We start from the raw sequence: 19,258 nt of genomic DNA on the forward strand, positions 1-19,258 counted from the left end.
CGCGCGGAGCGCGCGGCGCAGTCAGTCCAGGAAGCCGTGCAGCAGGGCAGCCGATGCGCGGACGTGCGCGGTCATCGTCTGCGCGGCGGTCTGCGCGTCACCGGCCAGGATCGCCGCGACGATCGCCTCGTGCTGGTCGTCGGAGTGCGCGATGTTGCGGGTCAGCAACGGAATGCCGTCGAGCAGCTCGTTGAGTCGCATCCGGTTCTGAGCGACCAGCGGCACCAGCGACGGCACGCCTGCGGCTTCGGCGATGGCCAGGTGCAGCCGCGAATCCAGTCGCCGGAAGTCCTGCGGGGACGCGGCGCGCACGTCGGCCAACCGGTTGCGCAGTGCCTCCCGAGCGCCGGTGGTCAACCGTCGCTGCGCGGCCGTACGCACCGCACCGACCTCCAAGATCTCGCGCAGCCGGAGGATGTCGTCCATCTCGGCGCGATCGAGTCGCTGCGCCGCGCCGCGGGGCGCGGGCAACTCGTCGGCCAGGAAGGTGCCGCCGTAGCGGCCGCGCCGCGTCACCAGGTAGCCGGCCTCGGCCAGAGACTTGATGGCCTCGCGCACGGTGTCGCGGCTGACACCCAGCCGCGCCGACAGCTCCCGTTCCGGTGGCAGCGACTCCCCCGGCTGCAGCACACCGAGCCGGATCGTCTGCAACAACCGTTCGACGGTGTCCTCGAAGGCGTTGACCGGCCGGTCCGGACGCAGCAGCGCCGCGCCGGCGTCGACCGGACCCGGTGACCGCACGTCGCCTACAGCGGGGTCACGTAGTGGCCGCTGATACCGCCGTCGACGAGGAAGGACGAGGCGGTGATGAACGACGAGTCGTCGCTGGCCAGGAACGCGACCGCGGCGGCGAGTTCCTCGGGCTCGGCGAACCGGCCGACCGGCACGTGCACCAGCCGGCGTGCCGCGCGCTCGGGATCCTTGGCGAACAACTCCTGCAGCAACGGGGTGTTCACAGGTCCGGGGCAGAGTGCGTTGACGCGGATCCCCTGCCGTGCGTACTGCACGCCGAGTTCGCGGGACATCGCGAGGACCCCGCCTTTGGAGGCGGTGTAGGAGATCTGCGAGGTCGCCGAACCCATCACCGCGACGAACGACGCGGTGTTGATGATCGACCCCTTCTGTTGCGGAACCATGTGGCGCAGAGCAGCTTTGCAGCAGAAGAACACCGATTTGAGGTTGATGTCCTGCACGCGCTGCCAGGCCTCGATGCCGGTGTTCTCGATCAGGTCGTCCTCGGGCGGGGAGATCCCGGCGTTGTTGAACGCGACGTCGACCGCTCCGTGCTTCTCGACCGCGGTGTCGAACAATGCGTCCACCGCCGCCTGGTCGGACACGTCCACGGCGACGAAGGTGCCGTTGAGGTCCTCGGCGACGGTCTTCCCGGCGGCGGGGTCGATGTCGCCGATGACGATCGTCGCCCCTTCGGCGTGCAGGCGGCGCGCGCTGGCCAGGCCGATGCCGCTGGCACCGCCGGTGATGACGGCGACCTTGCCCGCCATGCGTTGGGTCAGATCCACTTAGCTCTCCTCGGAAACGGCGATGAAGACGTTCTTGGTCTCGGTGAACGACAGGGGCGCGTCGGGTCCGAGCTCACGACCCAGACCGGACTGTTTGAACCCGCCGAAAGGCGTGCTGTAACGCACCGACGAGTGGGAGTTGACCGACAGGTTGCCGGCCTCGATCGCGCGGGTCACCCGCAGCGCACGCGACAGGTTGTCCGTCCAGATCGACCCGGACAGACCGTATTCGGTGTCATTGGCCAGCGCGACGGCGTCGGCTTCGTCCTCGAACGGCAATACCGCCACGACGGGCCCGAAGATCTCCTCGGTGACGGTGCGGTCACCGCGCTGCGGTGTCAGCACCGTCGGCGGGAACCAGAAGCCCGGCCCGGTCGGCGCGGCGCCTCGGAACGCCACCGGCGCGTCGTCGGGCACGAACGAGGCCACCGACTCCCAGTGCTTCCGGGACACCAGCGGACCCATCTCGGTGTCCCCGGCGCCCGGGTCGCCGACCTTGACGCCCTGCACCGCTGGTTCGAGGAGCTCCATGAACCGGTCGAACACGCTGCGCTGCACCAGGATCCGGCTGCGCGCACAGCAGTCCTGGCCGGCGTTGTCGAACACCCCGTAGGGTGCGGTCGCCGCGGCGCGCTCCAGGTCGCAGTCGTCGAAGACGATGTTGGCGCTCTTGCCGCCCAACTCGAGAGTGACGCGTTTGACCTGTCGAGCCGCACCGGCCATCACCCGCGTGCCCACTGCGGTGGAACCGGTGAAGACGATCTTGCGGACCCCGGGGTGGGTGACGAACCGTTCCCCGACCACCGAGCCCCGTCCGGGCAGCACCTGGAACAGATCGGCGGGCAGACCGGCCTCGACGGCCAGCTCCCCCAGCCGCATGGTGGTCAGCGGGGTCCATTCGGCGGGCTTGACCAGTACGGCGTTGCCAGCGGCCAGCGCGGGCGCGAAGCCCCACGAGGCGATGGTCATCGGGAAGTTCCACGGGGTGATCACCCCGACGACCCCGAGGGGCTCGTGGAAGGTCACATCCCAGCCATCGGCGACGGGAATCTGGTTGCCGGACAGCCGTTCCGGGGCGGCCGAGTAGTACTGCAGGACGTCGCGGACGTGCCCGGCCTCCCAGCGCGCATTGCCGATGGGGTGCCCGGAGTTGGCGACCTCCAGAGCCGCGAGCTCGTCGACATGGGCGTCGACCACCGCGGCGAACGCGCGCAGCGCCTCGGCGCGTGCAGCGGGCGCCTGGCGCGCCCAGCCGCGCTGCGCTTCCACGGCGCGGGCCACGGCGTCATCGACGGCGGCTTCGTCGCAGAGCTCGACGGTGCGCAGCTTCTCCTCGGTCGCGGGGTTGATCACGTCGGTGACGGTCATCGACTCACCTCCTGGGTCTTTCGGGTGGCATAGCCGGCAGCTGCTCCGACCAGGCCGGCGAACAGTCGCAGGTCGTCGAGGCGTTCCTCGGGATGCCACTGCACCGCGACCACCCAGTGGTCGGGGTAGCGGTGGGGGTCGGTCTCGACGGCTTCGATCACACCGTCGGTGTCGGCCGCCGACACGATCAACCCGTCGCCGAGCCGGTCGATGGCCTGATGGTGGTAGCACTGGGCGTCGGTGTCGGGGCCCACCAACGCGGCCACGCGGGTGTGCGCGACGGTGGTGATCGACGACGTGCTGAACACCGCGTTGCCCTGTTGGTGGCGGCTGTGACCGACCACGTCGGGCAGGTGTTGGTGCAGGGTTCCGCCCAGGGCCACGTTGAGCACCTGCGCGCCCCGGCAGATGCCGAGCACCGGCAGCCGGCGCCGCAGCGCCGCACGCACCAGGGCCAGTTCGAATGCGTCGCGCAGACGGCTGTCGGGGGTGGCCTCGTCGGTGGCAGGGTGGGGCGGGCTGCCGTAGGCGGCGGGGTCGACGTCGGGACCCCCGGTGATCACCAGCGCGTCGAGACCGTCGAGGATGCGCTCGGCGATGGCGTCGTCGACGGGCTGCGGCGGCAGGAGTGTCGCGATCCCGCCCGCCATCGCGACACCTTCGAAGTAGATGGCGGGCAGAAAGCTCGCCCGCACATCCCACACCCCGGTCTGCGCCTGCTGCAGATAGGTCGTCATCCCGACGACGGGACGAACGGGAGCATCAGAAGCGTTCAAATCCGCGGATCCTTTCCCAGTCGGTGACGGCGGCGTTGAACGCCCGCAGCTCCACGCGGGCGTTGTTGACGTAGTGGTCGACGACGTCGTCGCCGAACGCCGCACGCGCGATGTCGGAGTTCTCGAACAACTCCGCCGCCTCGGACAGCGTGGTGGGCAGCCGGTCGGCGCCACCGGTGTAGGCGTTGCCCTCCGTCGGTTCCGGCAGCTCGAGTTCGTTCTCGATACCGTAGAGGCCGCCGGCGATCAGCGCGGCCACCGCGAGGTACTGGTTGACGTCTCCGCCGGGCGCGCGGTTCTCCATGCGCATGCCGTGGCCGTGCCCGACCACCCGCAGCGAGCAGGTGCGGTTGTCCAGGCCCCACGCGACCGCGGTGGGCGCGAAGCTGCCTTCGGCAAAACGCTTGTAGGAGTTGATGTTCGGCGCATAGAACAGCGTGAAGTCACGCATGGTGGCCAGCTGGCCGGCGATGAACTGCCGGAACATCGTCGACATGCCCAGGTCGTCGGACTCGTCGGCGAACACCGCTGACCCGTCCTGTCCGCGGAACGAGATGTGGATGTGGCAGCTGTTGCCTTCGCTCTCGTCGAATTTCGCCATGAAGGTGATGCTCTTGCCGTGCTGGTCGGCGATCTCTTTGGCGCCGTTCTTGTAGATCGTGTGGTTGTCACACGTGACCAGCGCCTGGTCGTAGCGGAAGCCGATCTCCTGCTGGCCCAGGTTGCATTCGCCCTTGACGCCTTCGCAGAACATGCCCGCGCCGTCCATTCCGAGCCGGATGTCGCGCAGTAGCGGCTCCATGCGCGTCGATGCATGCATGGCGTAGTCGATGTTGTAGTCGCTCGACGGCCGCAGTCCCCGGTAGCCGGCTGCCCACGCCTCACGAAACCCGGTGTCGAACACCATGAATTCCAGTTCGGTGGCGGCGATCGCGTCGAGCTTTCGCTCCTCGAGCCGGTCGAGCTGGGCGCGCAGGATGCCGCGCGGCGCCTGCCGGACGGGCCGGCCGTCGGTCCACGACAGGTCGGCCATGACGAGCGCGGTGCCCGGCAGCCACGGCACCCGGCGCAGCGTGGTCATGTCCGGGGACATCATCATGTCGCCGTAGCCGGTCTCCCAGCTCGACATCGCGTACCCGTCGACGGTGTTCATGTCGACGTCGACGGCCAGCAGGTAGTTGCAGCATTCGGCGCCGTGCTCGGCGACGTCCTCGACGAACAGCCGCGCGGAGATCCGCTTTCCGGTCAGGCGTCCCTGCATGTCGCAGAAGGCGACGATCACCGTGTCGATGTGACCGGCGGTGACCAGTTCGGACAGTTCGGTCGGGGACAGCAGACCACGTGCGCCGGCGCTCATCAGTACCTGCCTCGTATCGGTGGACGGGACTCGGACTACTCGAGCAGCGGGCTGCTCACCGGACACAGGTTGCCACGGGCAAAGGTCGGGCGCCAGACCAATGAGCGAGACACGGCTCTGTGACACGCATCTCGATCTTGATCGTCGAACTGGGTTTGACCCGTTGACACCGGGGTAGATAACCCCCGCGTCGCGCCAGCGGCCCGTCGCAGTCTGGTCTGTCAACGACGTTTGTGGAGTAGGGTCGAACAGGTGTGTGGAGCCACCGGCGAGGTACGCCTTGACGGAAAATCACCCGATGTCAGCGCCGTCACGAAGATGGCCGAGGTCATGGTCCCGCGCGGACCGGACGCCGCCGGCGCGTGGTCGCAGGGCCGGGTGGCCCTGGGCCACCGGCGGCTGAAGATCATCGATCTCAGCGAGGCGGGCGCCCAGCCGATGGTCGACTCGGAACTCGGTCTGACCATCGCCTGGAACGGGTGCATCTACAACTACGAGGAGTTGCGCGACCAGCTCAGCGCGCACGGTTACCGGTTCTTCTCCCACAGCGACACCGAGGTCCTCCTCAAGGGCTACCACCACTGGGGTGACCGGTTCGTCGACCACCTCAAAGGCATGTTCGCGTTCGCGATCGTCGAACGCGACAGCGGCCGGGTGCTGTTGGGACGTGACCGGCTGGGCATCAAACCGCTCTACATCAGCGAGAACGCCGACCGGATCCGATTCGCGTCGTCGCTGCCCGCGCTGCTGGCCGGCGGGGACATCGACACACGCATCGACCCCGTCGCGCTGCACCACTATCTGACCTTCCACTCGGTGGTGCCGCCGCCGCGCACGATCCTGCGTGGCGTGACGAAGGTCCCCCCGGCCTCGCTCGTCGCGATCGAGCCGGACGGGCGGCGTCTCACCACCACCTACTGGGAGCCGGACTTCACGCGCCGCGACGAACGCGCCGGTTGGTCCGAACGCGACTGGGAGGACGCGGTACTGGAGTCGCTCCGCGTCGCGGTCAAACGGCGGTTGGTCGCCGACGTGCCCGTGGGCTGCCTGCTGTCCGGGGGCGTGGACTCGAGCCTGATCGTCGGCCTGCTCGCCGAAGCGGGCCAGGCGGGGTTGAAGACCTTCTCGATCGGGTTCGAATCGGTCGGCGGGGTGCAGGGCGACGAGTTCAAGTACTCCGACATCATCGCCCGACACTTCGGCACCGACCACCACCAGATCCGGATCGGCACCGACCGGATGCTCCCGGCACTCGACGGCGCGATCGGTGCGATGAGCGAGCCGATGGTCAGCCACGACTGCGTCGCGTTCTACCTCCTCTCCGAGGAGGTCTCCAAGCACGTCAAGGTCGTGCAGTCCGGGCAGGGCGCCGACGAGGTGTTCGCCGGCTACCACTGGTATCCCCCGATGGGCGCACCCGAGGCAGCGTCGGTGGACGGATCGGTGGCCAGTTACCGCAGCGCTTTCTTCGACCGCGACCACGCCGCCTACACCGCCCTGGTGTCCCCCGCGTTCGCCACCGCCGACGACCCCAGCGAGTTGTTCGTCACCGAGCACTTCGCGCGCCGGGGCGCGCAGACCGGCGTGGACCGGGCGTTGCGCCTCGACACGACGGTGATGTTGGTCGACGACCCGGTCAAGCGGGTCGACAACATGACCATGGCCTGGGGCCTCGAGGGGCGGGTGCCGTTCCTCGACCACGAGCTCGTCGAGCTCGCCGCCACCTGCCCGCCGGAGCTCAAGACCGCCCACGAAGGCAAGGGTGTGCTCAAACAGGCTGCCCGGCAGGTCATTCCGTCCGACGTCATCGACCGGCCCAAGGGATACTTCCCGGTGCCTGCGCTGACCCACCTGGAGGGCCCGTACCTGGAGCTGGTGCGCGACGCGCTCTACGCGCCGGTGGCCAAGGAACGCGGACTCTTCCGGCCCGACGCGGTCGAACGGCTGCTCGCCGATCCGAACGGCAGGCTGACCCCGCTGCGCGGCAACGAGCTGTGGCAGATCGCGCTGCTGGAGTTGTGGTTGCAGCGTCACGGGATCAACGGACCGGCCGCATGACCATGACCGATCCCGCAGTCGAGCACAGTGAAGCCATCACCATGGCCTTGCACGACGCTTCGCCGCCCGAACTCGTCGACGCCATGGCCGACGACGTGGTCCTCGAGCTGGGTTGGGGGCGTCTGCTTTTCGGGCAGACCTTCGCCGATCCGGAGCGACTGGCCAGGTCGCTGCGCGACGAGGCCCAGGGCCGGCGCGACATCTGCATCTATGCGCGTGAGCCCCACGTCCTGGTGGCCAAGGCGCCGGCCGAACTGTTCATCGACCCCAGCCACACCTACCGGTTGCGCTTCGCCGAGGCCGAGGACGAGCCGATCAGGCTCAACGGCTTCACCATCCGCTCGCTGGAGAGCCGCGACGACGCCGACGAGATGAACCGCGTGTACGTGCGGTGCGGCATGGTTCCCGCCCCCACCGACGTGATCTGGGACAACCACCGCGAACAGGAGTCGGTGGACTATCTGGTCGCGGTGGCCGAGGACGGCACCATCATCGGTACCGTCACCGGCGTCGACCACGCGACCCTGTTCGACGATCCGGAGAACGGTTCGAGCCTGTGGACGCTGGCGGTGGACCCGGCGGCGACCGTCCCGGGCGTGGGCGCGGCGCTGACGCGCACCCTGGCGGCGCTGTACCGCGAGCGCGGACGCGCCTACATGGATCTCTCGGTCACCCACGACAACACCGCGGCCATCGCCCTGTACGAGAAGCTCGGTTTCATCCGGGTCCCGGTGATGGCCGTCAAGCGCAAGAACGCGATCAACGAGCCGCTGTTCACCCATCCCCCGGAGACCGTCGACGACCTCAACCCCTACGCGCGCATCATCGCCGACGAGGCCATGCGCCGCGGTATCTGGGTCGAGGTCCTCGACGCCGAGGCCGGCGAGATGCGCCTGTCCCACGGCGGACGCAGTGTCCTGACGCGGGAATCGTTGTCCGAGTACACCTCTGCGGTCGCGATGGCGCGCTGCGACGACAAGCGACTGACCCGCCGCATCGTCGCCGAGGCCGGGATCGTGGTGCCCAAAGGCCGGTTGGCGACCTTCGACCAAGCGGACCACGACTTCCTGGCCGAGGTCGGTGACGTCGTGGTCAAGCCGACCCGGGGTGAGCAGGGCAAGGGCATCACCGTCGGCATCGAGAGCGCCGAGGAACTCGACGCCGCGCTGGCCCGCGCCCGCGAACAGCATCCCGAGGTCCTCATCGAACAACGCGCCCCCGGCGACGATCTACGGCTGGTCGTCATCGACGGCAAGGTGGTCGCGGCGGCACTGCGGATGCCCGCGGAGGTGACCGGCACCGGGCGTCACACGATCCGCGAGTTGATCGAGGCGCAGAGCCGTCGCCGGGCGGCGGCCACGGGTGGCGAGTCGCGGATCCCGATGGACGTGGTCACCGAGACGACCGTGCGGGAAGCCGGATACTCGCTGGATGACGTCCTGCCCGAGGGCACCCGCCTGCGGGTGCGGCGGACGGCCAACCTGCACCAGGGTGGCACCATCCACGACGTGACCGCCACCGTCCATCCCGAGCTGTGCCGGGTCGGGGTCGCCGCCGCGGCGGCCATCGGTATCCCGGTCACCGGCATCGATCTGCTGGTGCCCGACGTGACCAAACCCGAGTACGTGTTCATCGAGGCCAACGAGCGTCCCGGGCTGGCCAATCACGAACCACAGCCCACCGCAGCCGCGTTCGTGGATTTCCTGTTCCCCAACCAGCCGGGCCTGCCTCAGGCGTGGACGCCCGACGAGGCGCCCACGCAGCAGTAGCTCCTCACCAGGTGCTGGTGCGCAGCACGATCTCGGCGGCCAGCTGCGCGGTGGAGTCCGCGGCCTGGCGGCGCCCCAGCAGATCGACCACCCGGTACTCGCCGTAGACGAAACGCTGACTGGCCTGCGCCACCGCCCGCGCGGAGCTCGTGCTCACCAGCGCCGTGGTGTTGAGTTCCACCGGCGGGCAATGCTCGTCGCGCACCACGCCGTTGTGGTCGGCCACGCGCGGGTGGCCGCGGTCCACGACCACCAGCCCGATGAACCGGTCCAACCGGGTGGCGGCGAGTTCCCAGGCCAGTTCCCCGCCGGCACGATCCCCCACCAGCAGTGCCCACGGCACGTCGAGGGCGTCGAGGATGCCGACGACGGACTTGGCCGTCAGCCGCGGGTCGGGCCCGATGACCACCGTCTTGAGCGACGCGGTGTGCAACCGCTGACAGACCCCCTCATATGCCGACGGCGTCTTCTGCGCGGCACTGAGGACGACCACGACCGATCCCTTGTCCGGTCCGGCGACGTCGACGGACACACCGAAACCATCGACGGTCACCAGAGGAGAGGGCATTCGGTAAAGCTACAGTGCCCGGCCCCGGCAGGGGGCCGAATTCCGGCGCTCGGCACGGTTCTCACGCGGTCTGGGCGCGCTGCGCCTGCTTGTCGACCACGTCCAGAAAAGTTTGCGGCAGTGTCGCTTTGACCGGAATGGACGGATCCGGTGTGGGGAACGCGACACCGAAAACCGCAGTGGTGCCGATGTTCTCGAACGAGAAGTAGGCACTGCTCTGCGAGCCCGGCAGCCGCATCGTCTGCTGGTAGACCAGGGCCTGGGCGCGGGGCCCGTCGATCTTGGTCGTGGTCATCGGAATCCCCGGGGTGGCCGGGTCGAAGAAGGTCTCGAACTCGGCGCAGCGCTGCGCGGTGGCGGCCAACCGTTCCAGGTTCAGCGGCCAGCTGAGCACCGTGATCACCATCCGCGCGCCGTCGTAGGCGACGACGTACTCGGCGGCGCTGCCGGGACCGCGTTCGGCGCCGTCGGCGATGTCCCGGGTCAGTCCGTCGCTGCAGCCGCGGGGCCGGGACAACATGGCCGGCGGCGCGCCCGCCCCGTCGGGTTGGCCGGTGTCCTTGTCGAGGCGTTCGTAGCGCACCCCGGGCGCAAAGTCGGCCTCGGTGAGCAGAACCCGGTCCAGACGGGCGCCGGGCCAGGTGGGTGTCCCCGGCACCGCGGCCGAGCAGCCGGCGGTCAACGCGACGGTCAGCACCGCGCCCGCGGCCCGCCCGATCATGGGGCCAGGGTCAGGATCTCGGCGCCGGAGTCGGTGACCACCAGAGTGTGTTCGAACTGTGCGGTCCACTTCTTGTCCCTGGTGACCACGGTCCAGTCGTCGTCCCAGATCTCGTAGTCCAGGCTGCCGAGGTTGATCATCGGCTCGATCGTGAACGTCATGCCGGGTTCGAGCACCGTCTGCACCGACGGCTGGTCGTAGTGCAGAACCACCAGCCCGTTGTGGAAGGTGGTGCCGATGCCGTGTCCGGTGAAGTCACGAACGACGTTGTAGCCGAACCGATTCGCATACGCCTCGATGACGCGGCCGACCACCGACAGCGCCCGCCCGGGCTTGACCGCCTTGATGGCACGCATGGTGGCCTCGCGGGTGCGCTCGACCAGCAGACGATGTTCCTCGCTGACGTTGCCGGCCAGGAAAGTGGCGTTGGTGTCGCCGTGCACCCCGTGGATGTAGGCGGTGACGTCGATGTTCACGATGTCGCCGTCTTCAATGACCGTCGAGTCCGGGATCCCGTGGCAGATCACCTCGTTGAGCGACGTGCAGCACGACTTCGGGAAGCCCTTGTAACCGAGCGTCGACGGGTAGGCGCCGTGATCGACCATGTATTCGTGGGCGATGCGGTCCAGCTCGTCGGTGGTCACCCCCGGCGCGACGGTCTTGCCGGCCTCGGCCAGAGCGCCTGCTGCGATGCGGCCCGCGACACGCATCTTCTCGATCACCTCGGGCGTCTGCACCCACGGCTCGGAGCCCTCCGCGGCCGTCGACTTGCCGACGTACTCCGGGCGAGGGATCGACTTGGGCACCGGCAGCGTCGGCGAGACGACACCGGGCCGTAGGGCAGTCCGTAATGACATAACGCCAATGCTAGCGTTCGCCCATGCAGGTCACCCCGGGACATTTGTTCGCTCAGCTGGACTTCCGTGACGTCGAGGAGAACGACGAGCGGTTGGTCCTCGAGCTGGACAACCGGCCCGACCTGGTCAACCGACGCGGTGCGCTGCAGGGCGGATTGGTCGCCACGTTGATCGACATCGCCGCGGGCCGGCTCGCCGACCGCCACGTCGGTCCCGGGCAGGATGTGACCACCGCGGACATGACCATCCACTACCTGGCGCCGATCCTGGAGGGTCCGGCACGCGCCGAGGCGACGGTGGTGCGGGCGGGGCGACGGCTGTCGGTCATCGCCGTCGACGTCACCGACGCTGCGCGCAACCGGCTGGCCGCGAGGGCCACGGTCAGCTTCGCGGTGCTCGACCCCCGCTGACGTCAGTCGGCGCGCATCAGGCGCGGCCCCCGGCCCAGCCACGTCTTGCGGGGTCCACGAACGTCCACCGAGCCGAACACCACCTTGCCGGTGAGGATGACGTGCGGGTTGCCCTCGGCCGGCGCATCCCTGCGGTGGTCGTGCGCGCTGCCGACGTTGACCTCGACATCGTCGATGGACGCGCTGGCGCCGTCGGGCAGGCGCAGCTCCAGGCCGCCGAACCTCATGTCGAGTTCGATCACGACGATCGGACCGGCGAACTTCGCGCGGGTCAGGTCCAGATCAACCGAACCCATTCGACGATGCAGCGCCAACCGGGTGGGCACCACCCATTCGCCGTGCCGCTTGAGCGAACCGAGCACACCACGCAGTTCGACGCGGTCGGCCGCGGAGGTGACGATGGCTCCCGGCCCGGGCAGGTCACCGACCAACGCGTCGAGATCGGAGCGCATCCGCGCCTGCGAGACCGCCGCGGAGCGCTCCTCGAACTCGCCGATGTCGATCAGCCCGAGGGCGACCGCATTGTGTAGACGGCGCAGCGTGCCGTTGCGGTCGGCGTCGGAGATCCTCATCTCGACGGCGTCGACCGGTGGCGGGCGGTGGTTGTCGGTGGACATGGCCCCTCCACGGTACCGCCGCGGTGTTGCGACGATCAGGCCTGATAGTCCGGCGGCAGCGCGTCGAGCATGCCCTTGAGCATCCGCACCGCGTACTCCGAGCTGCCGCCCCCGACGATCAGCGCGGCGAACGCCATGTCCCCGCGATAACCGGTGAACCACGAGTGCGAGCCTCCGGCGAACTCGGCTTCACCGGTCTTGCCGCGCACGTCGCCGGCCCCCTGGAGGTCTTTGGCGGTGCCGTTGGTCACCACCAGCCGCATCATCGGGCGCAGTCCCTCCACCACCTCGGGACTGACCTGCTGCTGCGCACCCGTGACCTCGGTCTGGCGACCGTCGATCAGGTACGGCACCGGGGTGCGTCCGGCCGCGACGGTGGCGGCGGTCAACGCCATCCCGAACGGGCTGGCCACGACCTTGCCCTGCCCGAAGCCGTCCTCGGTGCGTTCGGTGAGGTTCACCGTCGGCGGCACCGAGCCGGTGACCGTACGCAGCCCCTCGATCAGGTAATCGGGGCCGATGCCGTACTGCGACGCGGCCTGGGTCAGCCCGCGCGGCGGCATCCGGCTGGCCAGCTCGGCGAAGGTGGTGTTGCACGAACTGGCGAACGCCCGCGACATCGGCACCGTGCCGAGGTCGAAACCGCCGTAGTTGGGCACCGTGCGGTGACCGATGTCCATGCGGCCCGGACACGCCAGAAGCGTGTTCGGAGTGGCCATGTCGCGTTCCATGGCCGCGGCCGCGGTGATGATCTTGAACGTCGACCCGGGCGGATAGAGGCCCATGGTGGCCACCGGTCCGTCCCGGTCGGCCGCGGCGTTCTGCGCGACGGCCAGGATCTCCCCGGTCGACGGTTTGAGCACCACGATCATCGCCTGCTTGCCCGTGGTGTTCACGGCGTTCTGCGCGGCGTTCTGCACCGAGCGGTCCAGCGTGATGCGCACCGACGGGGCGGGTTGGCCCGCGACCTCGTGCAGGACGTCGACGTCGACGCCGTTCTGGTTGACGGTGACGACCCGCCAGCCGGGTTCGCCGTCGAGTTCGTCGGCCACCGAGTTCTTGACGTCGGCGATCACCGCGGGCGCGAAGGTGTCGTCGGTGGGCACCATGTCGGGCTGCGGGGTGATGACCACGCCGGGCAGCGGTGCCAGCACCCCGGCGACCGCGTCGCGGTCGGCCTGACGCAACGTCACCAGGCTCAGCGGACCGTCGGAGGAGCTGGCCTGTTCGGCCAGCCGCTGCGGGTCGAGGGTGTTGTCGAACCGGTGCAGCGTCTCGGCGACGACGCGCGCCGTGGTCATCAGGTGCGCACCGGCGGCTTTGGCGTCGAGCGCGAAGTGATGGCGATAGCCCGGAACCAGCACGTTGGTGCCGGTGCGCTCGTGCACCGAGGCCCGCGGCGGCGACTCGGCGCGCAGCGCGAAGCTCTGGTTCTCCCCCAGCCGCGGGTGCAGGCCGGTCGCGCTCCAGCGCACCTGCCAGCCGCGTTCGTCGCGCACCATGTTCAGCGCGCCGTCGTAGGTCCAGGATCGGTTCCTCGGCAGGTGCCAGGTGTACCGGTAGTTGATGGCGCCGGTGTCCTGGGCGTACTTCGCGCTGAGGATCTGCGCTTGCAGGCCGGTCGCCTGCAGCCCGGCCCACGCCTCGCTCAGCGCGATCCTGGCCTCGTCCGGACGGTCGGCGTACTCGGCCGCGGCCGCGATGTCACCGGCGGCCAGGGCCGCAAAGAACTGCTCGGCGGCGGGTTCGGGGCCGTCGGGTCGCGGTGTGCATCCGGCCAGGACGGCGACGAGGGTGAGCACCGCCGCGGTTGCAGCGACGCGTGATGCGAATGAGACTCGTGATGCCATCGGGACTGATGGTAAAAGTCACGATCCGATTTCGGCGCAGGCGCACCGCAGCTTCGCGAGATTTCCGGATCAGCTGCCGGCGGCCGGTGCCCGCACCACCAACGGCACGGCGGGAAAGTAGGCCGCCATCTCCGACCGGGAGGCGCGCAGCGCGGCCGTGCCATAGCCACGCTTGCGGTGGCCCGGCTCGATCCAGATACGCACGTCGACCTCGCCGCCGGTCAGCTCCCCGAAGACCATGCCGACTTTGGCGACGCCGACCTCGGCGACGAACCACGCAGCCTCCTCGGCCGCGACCCGCGTCGCGGCGCGGCCGATCTCGTCGTCGAGTTCACCGGGAGGCCCGGGGCTGCCGTCGCCCGCCGACTGCACATCGGCGGTCCGCGCGGCGAACACGTCGCGGTCCCGGTGCGGGTCGAAGGGCCGCAGCTGCAGCCGGTGCGCCGAGACCGGCGTCGGTTCGCTCGCCGGGATGGCCGTTTCCCGACTGTCGAGGTTCTCCAGCTCCGCGGCGATCCGGCGCCGCCCGACCCGGGTGAGCCGGTCGAACGACAGGCGCAGCACCGCCTCGGCGGCCGCGGGCGTGGTGTCGAGCAGCGCTTCCAGCGCCTCGATGGCCGCGTCGTAGTCTTCGGCGCCGACGACGGTGTCGAGAACCTCGTGCCGACGTTCCAGGGCGGCGACGAGCGTGTCGGCGATCAGTCGGCGTTCGGCCCGCGCGTCATCGGTCATGGGGCAAGTGTCGCTTCCCGGTGCTCCTAGTCGAGCAGCACCGTGGCGAACGAGGCGATCTCGGTGAACCCCACCCGCGCGTAGGTCGCGCGGGCGACGCTGTTGAAGCTGTTGACGTAGAGGCTGGCGATCCGACCGCCGGCGACGATCGCGGCCGAGACGGTCGCCGTGCCGGCCGTACCCAGCCCGCGGCCCCGGTAGTCGGGGTGGACCCAGACGCCCTGGATCTGGCCGACGGCCGGGGACTGCGATCCGACTTCGGCTTTGAACACCACCTGGCCGCGGTCGAAGCGCGCCCAGGCCCGTCCCGCGGCGATCAGTCCGGCCACGCGGCGTCGATAGCCCCGACCGCCGTCTCCGGTGCGTGGATCGATGCCCACCTCACCGATGAACATGTCGATGGCCGCCACGAGATAGGCGTCGAGTTCCTCCATGCGTACCTGACGCACGGCCGGGTCGATCACGCAGGCGGGCGCGGTGTCCAGGGCCATGAGCGGTTGGTGGGCGCGGACGTCGCGGGCCGGACCCCAGACCGGCTCCAGCCGCTGCCACATCGGCAGCACCAGTTCGGAACGACCGACCAACGACGAACACCTGCGGGCGGAGCTCATCGCCTTGTCGGCGAAGGCGTTGAGGTCTCCCGGTCCGCCCCGCAACGGGATCAGATTGGCACCGGCATAGCAGAGGGACTCGCTGGCGCGTCGCCGCGTCCACAGCTCACCGCCGATGGCCGCCGGTTCGATACCGTGCTCGGCGACGCGGGAGGCCACCATGCACGAGGCCACCGGGTCGTCGTCAAGAACCTGGCGCACGGCCGCGAGGTCACGGCTGTCACGCACCACCGATACCCGTCGCTCGTCAACGAGGCGAAAGATCGGAGGAGCCGACATCTGGACTCTTTCTCGACAATGCGGCGGCCAGCCCGATCGGGCGGCTGTTGACCCCTAGCTTACGGTGACAATCGGCGAACCGGGGGCATCCTGTCCTGGTTGCACGCCGATTTCCTCGGCCAGCCGCAACGCCTCTTCGATCAGCGTCTCGACGATCAGCGCCTCGGGAACGGTCTTGATGACCTCACCCTTGACGAAGATCTGTCCCTTGCCGTTGCCCGAGGCCACGCCGAGGTCGGCTTCGCGCGCCTCGCCCGGCCCGTTGACCACGCAACCCATCACGGCGACGCGCAGGGGCACGTCCATGCCCTCCAGGCCGGCGGTCACCTCGTTGGCCAGCGTGTAGACGTCGACCTGCGCGCGTCCGCAGGACGGGCAGGACACGATCTCCAGGCCGCGCGGCCGCAGGTTCAGCGATTCCAGGATCTGGTTGCCCACCTTGACCTCTTCGGCCGGCGGCGCGGACAGCGACACCCGGATGGTGTCGCCGATGCCCTTGCTCAGCAGCGCGCCGAACGCGACCGCGGACTTGATGGTGCCCTGGAACGCCGGGCCGGCCTCGGTGACGCCGAGGTGCAGCGGATAGTCGCACTGCGCGGCGAGTTGTTCGTAGGCGGCGACCATGACGACCGGGTCGTTGTGCTTGACGCTGATCTTGATGTTGCCGAAGCCGTGCTCCTCGAACAGCGAGGCCTCCCACAGCGCCGACTCCACCAGCGCCTCGGGCGTGGCCTTGCCGTACTTCTCCAGGAAGCGCTTGTCCAGTGAGCCCGCGTTGACTCCGATGCGGATCGGGATCCCGGCGTCCCCGGCGGCTTTGGCGACCTCGGCGACGCGGCCGTCGAACTCCTTGATGTTGCCCGGATTCACCCGCACCGCAGCACATCCGGCGTCGATCGCGGCGAAGATGTACTTCGGCTGGAAGTGGATGTCGGCGATCACCGGGATCTTGGACTTCTTGGCGATGATCGGCAGCGCGTCGGCGTCTTCCTGGCGCGGGCACGCCACGCGCACGATGTCGCAGCCCGACGCGGTCAGCTCGGCGATCTGCTGCAGGGTCGCGTTGATGTCGTGGGTCTTGGTGGTGCACATCGACTGCACCGAGATCGGGTGGTCACTGCCGACGCCGACGTCGCGCACCATCAGTTGGCGGGTCTTGCGGCGGGGAGCCAGCACCGGCGGTGGCGCCGGCGGCATCCCCAGACCGATGGAAGTCATCAGAGTCTCTCCTACTGGAACAACCTGATCGGGTTGACCAGGTCAGCGGTCACGGTCAGCAGCATGTAGCCGGCCACCAGCACCAGCACCACGTAGGTGGCGGGCATCAGCTTGAGGTAGTTCACCGGTGCGGCCGGCAGGATGCCGCGGGCCGAGCGGAACATGTTGCGGATCTTCTCGAACACCGCGATGGCGATGTGGCCGCCGTCGAACGGCAGCAGCGGCACCAGGTTGATCGCGCCGAGCACGAAGTTCAGCTGCGCCAGGAAGAACCAGAACGCCACCCACAGTCCGGCGTCGACGGTGTCCCCGCCGATGATGCTGGCCCCGACCACACTGATCGGTGTCTCGGGGTCGCGTTCACCGCCGCCGATGGACTCCACCAGCGCGCCGACCTTGGTCGGGATCTTGGCCAGGGCCTTGCCGAGCTCGACGGCGAGATCACCGGTGAACGCGAAGGTGGCCGGCACCGCTGAGAGCGGGTTGTATTGCGTCGGACCGAAACTGGCCGCGGTGACGCCGATGGTGCCGACGTCGACGGGCTGCGGCGGTGCACCGTCCTCGCCGGCGACGAATCGTTGGCTGGGCACGACGTCGACGGTGGTGGTGAACTCGCGGGTCTGGCCGTCGCGTTCGCGTTGCACGGTGAAGTCGGTGGGTCCGTCGAGCGCGCGCACCGCGGCGACCATCTCGTCGAAGGTGGCCACCGGGGTGTCGCCGACCTTGACGACGACGTCGCCGGCCGCGATGCCGGCTGCGGCGGCCGGGCTCGAGGTCAGGCAGTCACCCAGAGTCCCCTGAGTCACCTCGGATTTCACACACGAGGTCTCCCCCACCATGGCCGTGGTGGGCTGGTGCAGGTTCGGCAGCCCCCACACGATCGCGATCATGTAGATCAGCACCAGGCCGATGACGAAGTTCATCCCGGGACCGGCGCCGAGCACCGCGACGCGCTTCCACGTCTTCTGCTTGTACATCGCGTGGCGCTGCTCGTCGGGCTCGAGTTCCTCCACCGACGTCATGCCCGCGATGTCGCAGAAACCGCCGAGCGGGACGGCCTTGAGGCCGTACTCGGTCTGGCCGAGCTTGTTGGGCCGGTGGGTCGACCACAGGGTCGGCCCGAAGCCGACGAAGTAGCGGCGGACCTTCATGCCGGTGGCGCGGGCCACCCACATGTGACCGCACTCATGCAGCGCGACCGACACCAGAATGGCCAGTGCGAACAGCACGATGCCGATAACGAACATCACGGGGCGGCAGCCTCTACCTTCTTACGCGTCACGTACCTGCGGTTTCGCGCTCGACGGCCTGTCGAGCCCGCTCTCGAGCCCAGCGCTGCGCGTCGAGCACCTCATCCACGGTAGCTGGTTCTGCGGCCCACTGGTCGGCAGCGCGCAGCACCGAGTCCACGGTGCGCACGATCGCCGGGAACCGGAGCCGGCCGGCCAGGAAGGCCTCGGCGGCCTCCTCGTTGGCGGCGTTGTAGACCGCGGTCAGGCAACCGCCGCGCCGGCCGGCCTCCCGCGCCAGCTCGACCGCCGGGAACACCGTGTGGTCCAGCGGCTCGAACTCCCACGTCGACGCGGTGGTGAAATCGCAGGCCGCGGCCGCGCCGGCGATCCGGGCCGGCCACCCCAACGCCAGCGCGATCGGCAGCTTCATGTCGGGTGGGCTGGCCTGAGCCAGCGTGGAGCCGTCGGTGAACGTGACCATCGAGTGCACGATCGATTGCGGATGCACGACGACGTCGATGCGGTCGTAGTCGATGCCGAACAGCAGGTGCGTCTCGATGAGCTCGAGGCCCTTGTTGACCAGTGACGCCGAGTTCAGGGTGTTCATCGGGCCCATCGACCACGTCGGATGCGCGCCGGCCTGCTCGGGCGAGACGTCTTCGAGCGCTTCGGCGGTCCAGCCGCGGAACGGTCCACCCGAGGCGGTCAGCACCAGCCGGGCGACCTCGTCGGGGCTGCCGCCGCGCAGACACTGCGCCAGCGCGGAGTGCTCGGAGTCCACCGGGACGATCTGGCCCGGCGCGGCCGCCTTGAGCACCAGCGGACCACCGGCGACCAGCGATTCCTTGTTGGCCAGCGCGAGCCGGGCGCCGGTGGCCAGGCTGGCCAGCGTGGGCTGCAGTCCGAGCGCGCCGACGAGCGCGTTGAGCACGACGTCGACGCCGGCGGTCTCTGCTACGGACTCCACCAGCCGGGTGGCCGCCTCGGGTCCGGTGAACGGCACGTCGCCGACGGTGTGCGCGGCGGCCGGGTCGGCCACGGCGATGTTCGTCACGCCGGTCTGGGCCCGCTGCTGGGCCAACAGCTCGGGGTTGCCACCGCCGGCGGCCAGACCGACCACCTCGAAACGGTCCGGATTGGCTGCGATGACCTCGAGCGCCTGGGTGCCGATGGACCCCGTACTGCCCAGGATCAGCACCCGCAGCCGGTCCCGTCGGCTCCCATCACCATCTGTCACCCGTCCATTGTGCCGCGCACCCGGCCTCGGTCCTCACCGCCGGCCGACGAAGGCGTCGAATGTGTGACACAACGGTGA

At 69.4% G+C, this 19,258-nt stretch carries 18 protein-coding genes; 3 read left to right on the top strand and 15 right to left on the bottom strand.

Annotated elements, in window-relative coordinates:
- Positions 1–21: 21 nt before the first annotated feature.
- Genes ACAG25_RS22625 through ACAG25_RS22645 form a run of 5 tightly spaced genes read right to left on the bottom strand, consistent with a single transcriptional unit; the run spans position 22 to position 5,021 of the window.
- Complete coding sequence (locus ACAG25_RS22625) at positions 22–741, bottom strand: FadR/GntR family transcriptional regulator (protein ID WP_370490719.1); 720 nt, start codon at positions 739–741, stop codon at positions 22–24.
- 5 nt (positions 742–746) lie between these two features.
- Complete coding sequence (locus tag ACAG25_RS22630) at positions 747–1,520, bottom strand: 3-oxoacyl-ACP reductase (RefSeq protein WP_370490720.1); 774 nt, start codon at positions 1,518–1,520, stop codon at positions 747–749.
- Positions 1,521–2,888: an aldehyde dehydrogenase gene (locus ACAG25_RS22635; protein ID WP_370490721.1), complete on the bottom strand. Its 1,368-nt coding sequence runs from the start codon at positions 2,886–2,888 to the stop codon at positions 1,521–1,523.
- Complete coding sequence (locus ACAG25_RS22640) at positions 2,885–3,625, bottom strand: gamma-glutamyl-gamma-aminobutyrate hydrolase family protein (protein ID WP_370490722.1); 741 nt, start codon at positions 3,623–3,625, stop codon at positions 2,885–2,887. Before ACAG25_RS22640 ends, ACAG25_RS22635 begins: the two co-directional genes overlap by 4 nt.
- A gap of 25 nt (positions 3,626–3,650) precedes the next feature.
- Complete coding sequence (locus ACAG25_RS22645; RefSeq protein ID WP_370490723.1) at positions 3,651–5,021, bottom strand: glutamine synthetase family protein; 1,371 nt, start codon at positions 5,019–5,021, stop codon at positions 3,651–3,653.
- A 252-nt stretch (positions 5,022–5,273) separates the two neighbouring features.
- Between ACAG25_RS22645 and ACAG25_RS22650 the strand changes: the two genes are divergently transcribed.
- Positions 5,274–7,079 (top strand): N-acetylglutaminylglutamine amidotransferase, encoded by a 1,806-nt coding sequence (locus ACAG25_RS22650; protein ID WP_370490724.1) that lies wholly within the window; start codon positions 5,274–5,276, stop codon positions 7,077–7,079.
- Positions 7,076–8,848 carry an N-acetylglutaminylglutamine synthetase gene (gene ngg, locus ACAG25_RS22655; RefSeq protein WP_370490725.1) on the top strand — a complete coding sequence of 591 codons (1,773 nt, stop codon included), beginning with the start codon at positions 7,076–7,078 and terminating at the stop codon, positions 8,846–8,848. Before ACAG25_RS22650 ends, ngg begins: the two co-directional genes overlap by 4 nt.
- Positions 8,849–8,852: 4 nt before the next feature.
- Here ngg and ACAG25_RS22660 read toward each other — a convergent pair whose 3' ends face one another.
- From ACAG25_RS22660 to map, 3 genes are all read right to left on the bottom strand, one after another.
- Positions 8,853–9,416 (bottom strand): alpha/beta fold hydrolase, encoded by a 564-nt coding sequence (locus tag ACAG25_RS22660; RefSeq protein WP_370490726.1) that lies wholly within the window; start codon positions 9,414–9,416, stop codon positions 8,853–8,855.
- A gap of 61 nt (positions 9,417–9,477) precedes the next feature.
- Positions 9,478–10,137, bottom strand: a complete 660-nt coding sequence (locus tag ACAG25_RS22665) for a hypothetical protein (RefSeq protein ID WP_370490727.1) — start codon at positions 10,135–10,137, stop codon at positions 9,478–9,480.
- Positions 10,134–10,994: a type I methionyl aminopeptidase gene (gene map / locus ACAG25_RS22670; protein WP_370490728.1), complete on the bottom strand. Its 861-nt coding sequence runs from the start codon at positions 10,992–10,994 to the stop codon at positions 10,134–10,136. The genes ACAG25_RS22665 and map overlap by 4 nt, the downstream gene beginning before the upstream one ends.
- Before the next feature lie 23 nt (positions 10,995–11,017).
- On the opposite strand from map, the gene ACAG25_RS22675 reads away from it, so the two are divergent.
- Positions 11,018–11,404 (top strand): PaaI family thioesterase, encoded by a 387-nt coding sequence (locus ACAG25_RS22675; RefSeq protein ID WP_370490729.1) that lies wholly within the window; start codon positions 11,018–11,020, stop codon positions 11,402–11,404.
- Positions 11,405–11,406: 2 nt separating this feature from the next.
- On the opposite strand, the gene ACAG25_RS22680 is transcribed toward ACAG25_RS22675, so the two are convergent.
- The 7 genes from ACAG25_RS22680 to dxr form a co-directional block, all read right to left on the bottom strand.
- Entirely contained in the window at positions 11,407–12,021 is a 615-nt protein-coding gene (locus tag ACAG25_RS22680) for a DUF1707 domain-containing protein (RefSeq protein ID WP_370490731.1), read from the bottom strand.
- Between the two features lie 35 nt (positions 12,022–12,056).
- Complete coding sequence (locus tag ACAG25_RS22685; RefSeq protein WP_370490732.1) at positions 12,057–13,871, bottom strand: penicillin-binding transpeptidase domain-containing protein; 1,815 nt, start codon at positions 13,869–13,871, stop codon at positions 12,057–12,059.
- A gap of 69 nt (positions 13,872–13,940) precedes the next feature.
- Positions 13,941–14,603: a GNAT family N-acetyltransferase gene (locus ACAG25_RS22690; RefSeq protein WP_370490733.1), complete on the bottom strand. Its 663-nt coding sequence runs from the start codon at positions 14,601–14,603 to the stop codon at positions 13,941–13,943.
- Between the two features lie 26 nt (positions 14,604–14,629).
- Positions 14,630–15,493 carry a GNAT family N-acetyltransferase gene (locus ACAG25_RS22695; RefSeq protein ID WP_370490734.1) on the bottom strand — a complete coding sequence of 288 codons (864 nt, stop codon included), beginning with the start codon at positions 15,491–15,493 and terminating at the stop codon, positions 14,630–14,632.
- Between the two features lie 54 nt (positions 15,494–15,547).
- Positions 15,548–16,711 carry a flavodoxin-dependent (E)-4-hydroxy-3-methylbut-2-enyl-diphosphate synthase gene (ispG, locus tag ACAG25_RS22700; protein ID WP_370490735.1) on the bottom strand — a complete coding sequence of 388 codons (1,164 nt, stop codon included), beginning with the start codon at positions 16,709–16,711 and terminating at the stop codon, positions 15,548–15,550.
- 11 nt (positions 16,712–16,722) lie between these two features.
- Positions 16,723–17,961: an RIP metalloprotease gene (locus ACAG25_RS22705; protein WP_370490736.1), complete on the bottom strand. Its 1,239-nt coding sequence runs from the start codon at positions 17,959–17,961 to the stop codon at positions 16,723–16,725.
- Between the two features lie 28 nt (positions 17,962–17,989).
- On the bottom strand, positions 17,990–19,180 hold the full coding sequence (dxr, locus tag ACAG25_RS22710; protein ID WP_370490738.1) for a 1-deoxy-D-xylulose-5-phosphate reductoisomerase: 1,191 nt from the start codon (positions 19,178–19,180) through the stop codon (positions 17,990–17,992).
- Between the last annotated feature and the right edge of the window lie 78 nt (positions 19,181–19,258).

Source organism: Mycobacterium sp. pV006 (genome assembly GCF_041287115.1).
GTDB lineage: Bacteria > Actinomycetota > Actinomycetes > Mycobacteriales > Mycobacteriaceae > Mycobacterium.

Coding starts and splice junctions, on each gene's coding strand:
- ACAG25_RS22665 (WP_370490727.1), bottom strand. CDS start 10,137: ATGATCGGGCGGGCCGCGGGCGCGGTGCTGACCGTCGCGTTGACCGCC.
- ACAG25_RS22695 (WP_370490734.1), bottom strand. CDS start 15,493: ATGTCGGCTCCTCCGATCTTTCGCCTCGTTGACGAGCGACGGGTATCG.
- map (WP_370490728.1), bottom strand. CDS start 10,994: ATGTCATTACGGACTGCCCTACGGCCCGGTGTCGTCTCGCCGACGCTG.
- ACAG25_RS22675 (WP_370490729.1), top strand. CDS start 11,018: ATGCAGGTCACCCCGGGACATTTGTTCGCTCAGCTGGACTTCCGTGAC.
- ACAG25_RS22635 (WP_370490721.1), bottom strand. CDS start 2,888: ATGACCGTCACCGACGTGATCAACCCCGCGACCGAGGAGAAGCTGCGC.
- ngg (WP_370490725.1), top strand. CDS start 7,076: ATGACCATGACCGATCCCGCAGTCGAGCACAGTGAAGCCATCACCATG.
- ACAG25_RS22690 (WP_370490733.1), bottom strand. CDS start 14,603: ATGACCGATGACGCGCGGGCCGAACGCCGACTGATCGCCGACACGCTC.
- ACAG25_RS22640 (WP_370490722.1), bottom strand. CDS start 3,625: ATGACGACCTATCTGCAGCAGGCGCAGACCGGGGTGTGGGATGTGCGG.
- ispG (WP_370490735.1), bottom strand. CDS start 16,711: ATGACTTCCATCGGTCTGGGGATGCCGCCGGCGCCACCGCCGGTGCTG.
- ACAG25_RS22660 (WP_370490726.1), bottom strand. CDS start 9,416: ATGCCCTCTCCTCTGGTGACCGTCGATGGTTTCGGTGTGTCCGTCGAC.
- ACAG25_RS22680 (WP_370490731.1), bottom strand. CDS start 12,021: ATGTCCACCGACAACCACCGCCCGCCACCGGTCGACGCCGTCGAGATG.
- ACAG25_RS22685 (WP_370490732.1), bottom strand. CDS start 13,871: ATGGCATCACGAGTCTCATTCGCATCACGCGTCGCTGCAACCGCGGCG.
- ACAG25_RS22645 (WP_370490723.1), bottom strand. CDS start 5,021: ATGAGCGCCGGCGCACGTGGTCTGCTGTCCCCGACCGAACTGTCCGAA.